Source organism: Streptomyces solincola (genome assembly GCF_002982015.1).
In the GTDB taxonomy this organism is placed as follows: Bacteria; Actinomycetota; Actinomycetes; order Streptomycetales; family Streptomycetaceae; genus Streptomyces; species Streptomyces solincola.
Window position 1 is genome coordinate 1 of the sequence record NZ_PVLV01000114.1, and the last position, 9,529, is coordinate 9,529.

Genomic DNA, 9,529 nt, shown 5'->3' on the forward strand with positions numbered 1-9,529 from the left:
CTGATCCGCGACCCGCGCCGCCGGCGGCGCGGGTCGCGGATCAGCGCGCTCGGGCGGCCGCCACCAAGCCCTCCATGACGCGCAGGTCGTGGCCCATCTCGGGGTGCCACTGGACGCCGAGGACCCAGGCGGGGCCGGCGGCCTCGACGGCCTCGACGGTGCCGTCCTCGGCGTGGGCGCAGGGGGCCAGGCCCCGGCCGAGGCGGTCGACCGCCTGGTGGTGGTAGGAGGGGACGGCGGCCGCCTCGGGGGTGAGGGCGGCCAAAAGGGTGTCGGGGACGGGCTTGACGTCGTGGTGGACGAACTCGCCGGGGCCGGCGGTGTGACCGTCGAGGTGCTGGATGAGGGTTCCGCCGAGGTGGACGTTGAGGAGCTGCATGCCGCGGCAGATGCCGAGCAGCGGGGCGCCGGCGGCCAGCGCGGCGTCGATGAGGGCCAGCTCCCAGGCGTCCCGCTCCCGGGCCGGGGGTCCGGTGCGCGGGTCCGGTTCGGCCCCGTAGTGCACCGGCTCCACGTCCGCCCCGCCGGCCACCACCAGGGCGTCCAGCCGGGAGACCACCTCGGCCGCCGCCTCCGGGGCGTCCGGCGGCAGCAGGACCGCGGTGCCGCCGGCGGCCTGGACCAGCCGGGGGTAGCCGGCCGGGAGCAGGGCGGCGGGCAACCGCCACACCCCCCAGGCGGCCGGCTCCAGGTAGGTCGTCACGCCGATCAGCGGCTTGGCCACGGTTGGGGTCCTTTCCTCGTGCGGAGCGAGCCGTGCCACGGGCCCTCCCGCGTCCAACGTACGTGCGGGTGCGGGGTGGCCGCTCAGTCGCGGGTCAGTTCGGCCTCCGCCGCGGCGAGGGCGGCGAACTCCTCCTCGGGGGCGGCGGCGACCAGGTGGCGCCGGCTGTAGAAGGCGAAGTAGGCGAGGGCGACGGCGTAGACCGCGAGGGCGATGAGCGCGGCGGTCACGTCGACCAGGAAGGTCGCCACCAGCGCGGACAGCGCCAGGACGAAGGCGGTGGTGGAGGTCGCGATGCCGCCGGGGGTGCGGTACGGGCGCGGCAGCTCCGGCTCGCGGCGGCGCAGCACGATGTGGGACAGCGCCATCAGGGCGTACGAGATGGTCGCGCCGAACACCGCGATGTTCAGCATCCGGGCACCGTTCCCGGTCCCCGCGGCCAGCGCGAAGCCGATCGCGCCGGGGATGAGCAGGCCCAGGTAGGGGGACTTGCGGCGGGAGGTGAGGGAGAGGAAGCGGGGCAGGTAGCCGGCCCGGGAGAGGGCGAAGAGCTGCCGGGAGCCGGCGTAGATGAGGGAGAAGAAGGAGGCGACCAGGCCGGCCAGGCCGGCGTAGTTGACGAAGCGGCTGAGCGCGGTCGGCTCGCCGTCCCCCTGTAGGGCCACCACCAGGGGGTTTCCGGCCTCCTGGATGGCGGCCGAGCCGCGGGCGCCGGTGGCGGCGAAGAAGGTCAGCACGGCCAGCGCCACCAGGATCAGCAGGGAGAGGGAGAGCGCCCTGGGCATGGAGCGGACCGGGTCCTTGGCCTCCTCGGCGGCCAGCGGCACGCCCTCCACGCCGAGGAAGAACCACATGCCGAAGGGGAAGGCCGCCCAGATGCCGAGCAGGCCGTAGGGCAGCCAGGAGTTGGAACCGAGGGCGGAGGCGTCCACCGGGATGTCGTTCAGGCCGTCGGCGTGGAACTCGGTGAACGCGCCGACCGCGAAGATCAGCAGGGCGGCGACGGCGATGGCGGTGACGACGAGGCTGAAGCGCAGCGCCTCGCCGACGCCCCAGAGGTGGATGCCGATGAAGATCGCGAAGCAGGCGAGGTAGACCGGCCAGCCGGACTCCAGGCCGAAGAGGCCGAGCGACTCGACGTAGTCGCCGATGAAGATGGAGATCGCGGCCGGCGCGAGCACGTACTCGATGAGGATCGCGGTGCCGGTGAGGAATCCGCCCCAGGTGCCGAGCGCCCGGCGGGCGAAGCCGTAACCGCCGCCCGCGGCGGGCAGGATGGCGGAGAGCTCGGCCAGCGCGTACACCAGGCAGGCGTACATCACGCCCATGAGGACGGTGGCGATGGCGAGGCCGCCGAAGCCGCCCTCGGACAGGCCGATGTTCCAGCCGGAGAAGTCCCCGGAGACGACGTACCCGACGCCGAGACCGGTCAGCAGCAGCCAGCCCGCGCTGCCCCGGCGCAGAGTCCGGCGGGTGAGGTAGTCGTCCGCCGGGGCCGCGGCATCCTTGGTGTCGTCCAGTGTCATGGCAGTGCTCCCGCTCAGCATTCGGGGCCCAATGGAATGGCTACATACCATTGCGGCGGGGGAGCGGCACTGGCAAGACCCGTGCGTTACTTTCAGGTTTCGGTGGGCCAGAGGCTCGGACCGGGCTCGGAGGCGGGGCCGTGATGACTGCGGGGAGCCTGCCCCGTCGCCGCCGGTTCAGGCCAGGAAGCCGCGCAGCAGCGCCGCGGTGCCCAGGCAGTGCTCCCGCATCACCTCGCGCGCCCCGTCCGCGTCCCCCTCCAGCACCGCCTCCACCAGCGCGGTGTGCTGCGCCTGCGAGTGCTCCAGGTTGCGCACCAGCAGCGGGATGCAGTCCAGCAGGTCGTTGACGGTCGCCCGGACCGCCGCGTACTGCGCGGTCAGCGACGGCGAGCCGGACAGTTCGGCGAGGGTGAGGTGGAGCAGGGTGTCGGCCCGCCGGTACTCGTCGAGCGGGGCGTCGCGGGTGGCCCGCAGCGCCGTCCGCAGCCTCTCGGCCCCGGCGTCCGGCAGCCCGTGCGCCGCGCACAGCCCGGCCGCCCCCACCTCCAGCACCTCCCGGAAGCGCAGCGCGTCCTCCAGGTCGACCGCCGCCACCCGCCGGCGCAGCTCCTCCTCGTCGGCCGAGCGCTCCCGGCGCAGCACGAACGTGCCGCCGTAGCGCCCGCGCCGGCTCTCCACCAGGCCCTGCTCGGCGAGCACCTTCAGCACCTCGCGCAGGGTCACCCGGCTGATGCCCATCCGCTCCGCCAGCTCCCGCTCGGCCGGCAGCCGCTCCCCGCCCGGCACCAGCCCCAGTCGCACCACCCGCAGGATCTGCGCCAGCGCCTCCTCGAAACCGCTGCCCGCCCGCACCGGCCGCAGCACCGCGTCCAGGCCGGTGCCGCCGCCGACCGCCCCGCCCCCGCCGGACTCGTTCGCCGCCACGTCCGTCCTCCCCTTCCCAAGCAAAGGTCTTCCGTCATACCTTATGGCTCCCGGCTGGCCGAAGGAGGAGCATCCCCGTGGCAGACCGCACACCCCCGCTCACCGTCGAGGAGCTGCGCGCCCTCGTCGCGAGCGGCGAGATCGACACCGTCGTCCTGGCCTTCCCCGACATGCAGGGCCGGCTGGCCGGCAAGCGGTTCGCCGCGCCGTTCTTCCTCGACGAGGTACTGGAACACGGCGCGGAGGGCTGCGCCTACCTCCTGGCCGTGGACGTCGAGCTGAACACCGTCGACGGCTACGCCATGTCCTCCTGGGACAGCGGCTACGGCGACTTCGCCATGCGCCCCGACCTCGCCACCCTGCGCCGCGTCCCCTGGAACGCGGGCACCGCCCTGCTGACGGCCGACCTGGTCTGGCAGGACGGCTCCCCGGTCACCGCCGCGCCGCGCCAGATCCTGCGCCGCCAGTTGGACCGGCTCGCCGAGCTGGGCTACACCGCGCACGCCGGCACCGAGCTGGAGTTCATCGTCTTCAAGGACAGCTACGAGCAGGCCTGGGACGCCGGCTACCGCGGCCTGACCCCGGTCAACCAGTACAACGTCGACTACTCCGTGCTCGGCACCGGCCGGGTCGAGCCGCTGCTGCGCCGCATCCGCAACGAGATGGCCGCCGCCGGACTGACCGTGGAGTCCGCCAAGGGCGAGTGCAACCCCGGCCAGCACGAGATCGCCTTCCGCTACGACGAGGCCCTCACCACCTGCGACCAGCACGCCGTCTACAAGACCGGGGCCAAGGAGATCGCCGCCCAGGAGGGCCTGTCGCTCACCTTCATGGCCAAGTACGACCAGCGCGAGGGCAACTCCTGCCACATCCACCTGTCCTTGCAGGACGCCGACGGGCGCAACGCGATGGCGGCCGGAGACGGCGACCCGGACGACCCGTACGGGATGTCCCCGCTGATGCGGCACTTCCTGGCCGGACAGCTCGCCGCCCTGCGGGACTTCACCCTCCTCTACGCCCCGAACATCAACTCCTACAAGCGCTTCCAGCCCGGCTCCTTCGCGCCGACGGCCGTCGCCTGGGGCCCGGACAACCGCACCTGCTCGCTCCGGGTGGTCGGCCACGGCCGCTCGCTGCGCTTCGAGAACCGGCTGCCCGGCGGGGACGTCAACCCCTACCTGGCCGTCGCCGGACTGGTCGCCGCCGGACTGTACGGGGTGGAGAACAAGCTCGAACTCCCCGACGCGTGCGAGGGAAACGCCTACACGGCCGGCCTGCCCACCGTGCCGTCCACCCTGCGCGAGGCCGCCGAGCTGTGGGAGTCCAGCCCCATCGCCAAGGCCGCGTTCGGCGACGAGGTGGTGGCCCACTACCTCAACATGGCGCGGGTCGAACTCGCCGCCTACGACGCCGCGGTGACCGACTGGGAGCTGCGCCGCTGCTTCGAGCGGCTCTGACCACCCCGTACCGCCGCACCCCGTCCCCCAGGCACGCCCGCACGTGAGGAAACCCGTGACCGACCTTCGGGAAACCACCCAGCTCACCGTCCTGAACCCCGCCACCGAGGAGACCGTCGCCACCGTCCCGGCCGCCGGCACGGCCGACGTGGACGCCGCCGTGACCCGCGCCGTCGCCGCCCAACGGGGGTGGGCGGCGGCCGCCCCGGCCGACCGGGCCAGGCTGCTGCGCCGCTTCGCCACCGTCGTCGACGAGCACATCGAGGAGCTGGCCCGCCTTGAGGTGACCGAGGCCGGACACACCCTGGGCAACGCCCGCTGGGAGGCGGGCAACGTCCGCGACCTGCTGGACTACGCCGCCGGGGGAGCGGAGCGGCTCAACGGCCGGCAGATCCCGGTCCCCGGCGGACTGGACGTCACGATCCTGGAACCGCTCGGCGTCATCGGCGTGATCGCCCCCTGGAACTTCCCCATGCCGATCGCGGCCTGGGGCGCCGCGCCCGCCCTGGCCGCCGGCAACGCGGTGATCCTCAAGCCCGCCGAGACCACTCCCCTCACCGCGCTCCGGCTCGCCGAACTCGCCCTGGCGGCCGGACTGCCGGAAGGGCTGTTCCAGGTGCTGCCCGGCACCGGACCCGTCGCGGGCGACGCCCTGGTCGAGCACCCCGACGTCGCCAAGATCGTGTTCACCGGCTCCACCCGCGTCGGTAAGTCGATCATGGCCAAGGCGGCGGACCGGCTCAAGCGGGTCACCCTCGAACTCGGCGGCAAGAGCCCCAACATCGTCTTCGCCGACGCCGACGTGGCAGCCGCCGCGGCCGCCACCCCGATGTCCTTCCTGGACAACGCCGGCCAGGACTGCTGCGCCCGCACCCGGATCCTGGTCCAGGCCTCCGTGTACGACCGCTTCCTGGAGCTGCTGGCCCCGGCCGTCGAGGCCGTGCGGGTCGGCGACCCGTCCGACGAGGCGACCCTGATGGGCCCGCTGATCTCCCGCGCCCAGCTCGACCGGGTCCGCGGGTACGTGGACGAGGCCGCCCCCGCGATCCGCGGCAAGGCCCCGGAGGGCCCCGGCTTCTGGTTCCCGCCGACCGTCCTCACCGCGGCCGCGCCCGACGACCCGGTGGCCGTGGAGGAGGTCTTCGGACCCGTCGCCGTCGTCCTGCCCTTCGAGGACGAGGCCGACGCGGTACGCCTGGCCAACGCCACCGACCACGGCCTGGCCGGCTCGCTGTGGACCCGGGACGTCGGCCGCGCCCTGCGGGTCTCCGCCGCCGTGCGGGCCGGCAACCTCTCGGTCAACTCCCACTCGTCCGTCCGCTACTGGACCCCGTTCGGCGGCTTCAAGCAGTCCGGCATCGGCCGCGAACTGGGCCCCGACGCCCTCACCGCCTTCACCGAGACCAAGAACGTCTTCCTGAGCACGGAGGTCTGACCCCGATGACCGACACCCCCGACACCACCCCCGCCGTCCCGGGCACGTCCGCCGCGCCCGCGGCCCCGGTGTGCCGCCGGCTGGTCGGCCGCACCGCCGTGATCACCGGAGCCGGCAGCGGCATCGGGCTCGCCGCGGCGCGCCGGCTCGCCGCCGAGGGCGCCCGCGTGGTCTGCGGCGACATCGACGAACGGGCCGGCAAGGCCGCCGCCGACGAGGTGGGCGGACTCTTCGCACGGGTCGACGTCACCGACCCCGAGCAGGTCGAGGCGCTGTTCAAGACGGCGTACGACGCCTACGGCAGCGTGGACATCGCCTTCAACAACGCGGGCATCTCCCCGCCCGACGACGACTCCATCCTGGAGACCGGCCTGGAGGCCTGGAAGCGCGTCCAGGACGTCAACCTCACCTCGGTCTACCTCTGCTGCAAGGCGGCCCTGCCCTACATGCGTCGCCAGGGCCGCGGCTCCATCATCAACACCGCCTCCTTCGTCGCCGTCATGGGCGCCGCCACCAGCCAGATCTCCTACACCGCCTCCAAGGGCGGGGTGCTGGCGATGTCCCGCGAGCTGGGCGTGCAGTTCGCCAGGGAGGGCATCCGGGTCAACGCCCTGTGCCCGGGGCCGGTCAACACCCCGCTGCTGCGCGAGCTGTTCGCCAAGGACCCGGAGCGCGCCGCCCGCCGGCTGGTGCACATCCCGGTCGGCCGGTTCGCCGAGGCCGAGGAGATCGCCGCCGCGGTCGCCTTCCTCGCCAGCGACGACTCCTCGTTCGTCAACGCCACCGACTTCCTGGTGGACGGCGGCATCTCCGGCGCCTACGTCACCCCGCTGTAGCCGCGCCACCGGCGTCCGGACGCCCGGACGGGCCCGCCGCCCGCGGCCCGCGGACGGTCCACGCGGCCATCGCCCACAGGGTCAGCGCGCAGCCCGAACCGACCAGCGTCCGGACCTGCGTCGCCGACCCGCCGGACGCCAGGACGACCAGCCCGGCCGCCGCCACCGCGCACAGCAGGGCCGCAGCCGTACGCAGCCGGGGCTGCTCGAAGACCGCCGCCAGCGGTACGAAGTGCAGCCCCACCACCAGCGCGACCAGCGGCGGGATCAACTCCGGCACCCCGCCCCGGCCGCAGCCCACCGCGATGCCGGCGATCAGCAGCCACTGCACCGCGTTCACCTGGCCGAACCTGCGCCGCCGCAGGGGCGGCAGCGGGCCTCCCGCGGAGGCCGGCAGCCTGCGGCGCGCCGCCAGCATCAGCACCAGGGCCACCACGGCGCCGGCGCCGACCGCGACCCAGCGGGCCGGCCCGGGGAGCGCGGCGACTCCCAGCAGCAGCCAGCCGAGCCCGAACAGTGCGAAGAAGCCCACTCCCGATCTGAACACGATCGGCACCCTCCCGGGGACCGGTCCTCCTGTCAACGCCCCTCGGCAACCCCCGCGCCCGACCGTTGCCTACAGTGGCGGCCATGGCCATGACGACTCCGCCCGGCTGGTACCCGGACCCCGCCGCCCCCGCCGTCGAACGCTGGTGGGACGGCGCCGCGTGGAGCGGCCACACCCGTCCGGCGCCCGGCGCCCCGGCCGCCCCCGGCGGCTTCGGCCCGCCGACGCCGCCCCGGGGCAGGCGCAGGACCGCACCGGTGCTGCTCGCCGCGGCGGCCGTGGCCGCCGCGGTCACCCTCACGGTGGTGCTGCTCCGCCCGGACGGCGGCTCCGGCGCCGCCGCCCCCGGCCCCGCCACCCCGTCCGGCAGCCGGGCGACGGCCTCCGCCTCCCCGGCCGGCGGCCCGTCTCCCGACGAGGAGCAGGGAGCGGACGGGGGCGACCCCACCGTCCTCACCGACCAGCTCAACGGCGTGACCCTGCCGGTCCTCGACGGCTGGGAGCGGCCCGAGTTCACCACCGTCGACGTGCCGCTCGCCGCCACCGTCGCCCAGGACGACTGCCCCGCCGCCCCCGCCCGGTCCTGCCGGCGCGGCACCGTCACCTCCCGCACCGCCCACACGACCGGCGACGGCAGCGCCCGGACCATCGCCCGCGCCGACATCGAGGACGCCGCCGAGGAGGCGTTCGGCGAGGACACCCTCGGCACCCGCGCCTACGGCGGCATCCGCTCGCACCAGGTCGTCGCCGAACGGTCCGTCACCGTCGCCGGCCGCACCGGCCACCTGGTCCGCTGGCGGGTCGTCACCGGCAAGGGCCCCGGCGGGCACGTGCAGACCGTCGCCTTCCCCTCGCCGCTGGGCAGCGGCGCCCCGGTGGTGGTGCGCATCGCGCTGAACAGCGTCCCCGGCGCGCCGCCGCCGGCCGCCATGGACGAGATCACCGCCGGCATCCGGCCCATCGGCGACGCCACCGGCGGCGGCGTGGGCAGCACCATCGGCCCCTGAGCGCCTCCGAGCGCCCCCCGCCCCCGAGCGTCCCGGACGCCGGGGCCTCCACCGGGGGTCGGCCGGGCCCCAGCCGGGCCTCAGAGGAAGGTGCGCCCCTCGCCCCGGTACGTCGGCACCGACGCGGTCACCCGGTCCCCCTCGATCAGACGCAGGGTGTCGAACCGCTCGCACAGCTCACCCGCCTTGGCGTGCCGGAACCACACCTTGTCCCCGATCAGCAGGTCGTCGGCGGCCGTGCCCAGCAGCGGGGTCTGCACCTCGCCCGGCCCCTCCATCGGGTCGTAGCGCAGCCCCTCCGGCAGGTACGGGACCGGCAGCCGGTCCTCGCCCGCCACCCCCGACGCGGGGTAGCCGCCGCCGAGCACCGTCACACAGCCCATCCCGGGGCGGCGCACCACCGGCTGGGCGAACAGCGCGGCCGGCCGCCCGGCGAACGACGTGTAGTGGTCGAACAGGCGCGGCTGGAAGAGCCCCGACCCGGCCGCCACCTCGGTCACCGCCGCCTCCGCCGCGGTGTGCTGCACACTGCCCGTACCGCCGCCGTTGACGAACTCCAGCCCCGGCGCCACCGCCCGGACCGCCGCCACCGCCGCCGCCCGCCGCACGGCCAGCTCCCGGCGGGCCGCCGCCTGCATCAACCGGATGCCGCGCGAGCGCAGCGGCCGCCCGGCCACCGCGTCCCCGACACCCGCCACGTGCCCCTCGTACGCCATCAGCCCGACCAGCCGGAAGCCGGGGCGACGGGCCACCGAGCGGGCCAGCTCGGCCAGTTGCTGGGGCTCCCGCAGCGGCGAGCGGCGCGCGCCGACCCGCAGCCGGCCGCCCAGCAGCCGCAGCGAGGTGTCCAGCTCCAGGCAGACCCGGATCTCCTCCCGGCCGCCGTCCCGGGCGCAGTCGATCAGGTCGAGCTGCGCCGGGTCGTCCACCATGACCGTCACCGCGCCGGGTTCGACGACGTGCTGCTCGCCTACCCCTCCGCGGACCAGGCCGGCTTCGCCGAACTGGCCGGGGACGCCAAGCTGGCCGGCGCGGTGACGGTCATGGTGGACGACCCGGCGCAGCTCGAC

General features: G+C 75.0%; 8 protein-coding genes and 1 pseudogene. 4 read left to right on the forward strand and 5 right to left on the reverse strand.

The genetic code is table 11. From position 1 onward, the window contains the following. Positions 1-40: 40 nt before the first annotated feature. From C6N75_RS09160 to C6N75_RS09170, 3 genes are all read right to left on the reverse strand, one after another. Positions 41-724 (reverse strand): gamma-glutamyl-gamma-aminobutyrate hydrolase family protein, encoded by a 684-nt coding sequence (locus tag C6N75_RS09160; protein ID WP_105868364.1) that lies wholly within the window; start codon positions 722-724, stop codon positions 41-43. An 83-nt stretch (positions 725-807) separates the two neighbouring features. After that, positions 808-2,250, reverse strand: a complete 1,443-nt coding sequence (gene eat / locus C6N75_RS09165) for an ethanolamine permease (protein WP_105868365.1) — start codon at positions 2,248-2,250, stop codon at positions 808-810. Between the two features lie 177 nt (positions 2,251-2,427). Continuing rightward, positions 2,428-3,177, reverse strand: a complete 750-nt coding sequence (locus C6N75_RS09170) for a FadR/GntR family transcriptional regulator (RefSeq protein WP_181160409.1) — start codon at positions 3,175-3,177, stop codon at positions 2,428-2,430. A 77-nt stretch (positions 3,178-3,254) separates the two neighbouring features. Between C6N75_RS09170 and C6N75_RS09175 the strand changes: the two genes are divergently transcribed. The 3 genes from C6N75_RS09175 to C6N75_RS09185 are packed head-to-tail and all read left to right on the forward strand — an operon-like array spanning position 3,255 to position 6,905. Beyond that, positions 3,255-4,634, forward strand: a complete 1,380-nt coding sequence (locus tag C6N75_RS09175) for a glutamine synthetase family protein (RefSeq protein ID WP_105868366.1) — start codon at positions 3,255-3,257, stop codon at positions 4,632-4,634. A 55-nt stretch (positions 4,635-4,689) separates the two neighbouring features. Then, the gene (locus tag C6N75_RS09180; RefSeq protein WP_105868367.1) at positions 4,690-6,069 is read left to right on the forward strand and encodes an aldehyde dehydrogenase family protein; all 1,380 of its coding nucleotides are present in this window, start codon (positions 4,690-4,692) and stop codon (positions 6,067-6,069) included. Between the two features lie 5 nt (positions 6,070-6,074). Then, entirely contained in the window at positions 6,075-6,905 is an 831-nt protein-coding gene (locus tag C6N75_RS09185) for a 3-oxoacyl-ACP reductase (protein WP_258177304.1), read from the forward strand. Here C6N75_RS09185 and C6N75_RS09190 read toward each other — a convergent pair. Continuing rightward, the gene (locus C6N75_RS09190) at positions 6,892-7,452 is read right to left on the reverse strand and encodes a hypothetical protein (protein WP_105868370.1); all 561 of its coding nucleotides are present in this window, start codon (positions 7,450-7,452) and stop codon (positions 6,892-6,894) included. The two genes, C6N75_RS09185 and C6N75_RS09190, sit on opposite strands and share 14 nt — an antisense overlap. Before the next feature lie 83 nt (positions 7,453-7,535). Between C6N75_RS09190 and C6N75_RS09195 the strand changes: the two genes are divergently transcribed. Further along, positions 7,536-8,459, forward strand: coding sequence for a DUF2510 domain-containing protein (locus tag C6N75_RS09195; protein ID WP_105868372.1), 924 nt, complete (start codon positions 7,536-7,538; stop codon positions 8,457-8,459). 80 nt (positions 8,460-8,539) lie between these two features. Here C6N75_RS09195 and C6N75_RS09200 read toward each other — a convergent pair. Then, positions 8,540-9,403 (reverse strand): annotated as a pseudogene (locus C6N75_RS09200) (amino acid deaminase/aldolase); the annotation flags it as partial. Between the last annotated feature and the right edge of the window lie 126 nt (positions 9,404-9,529).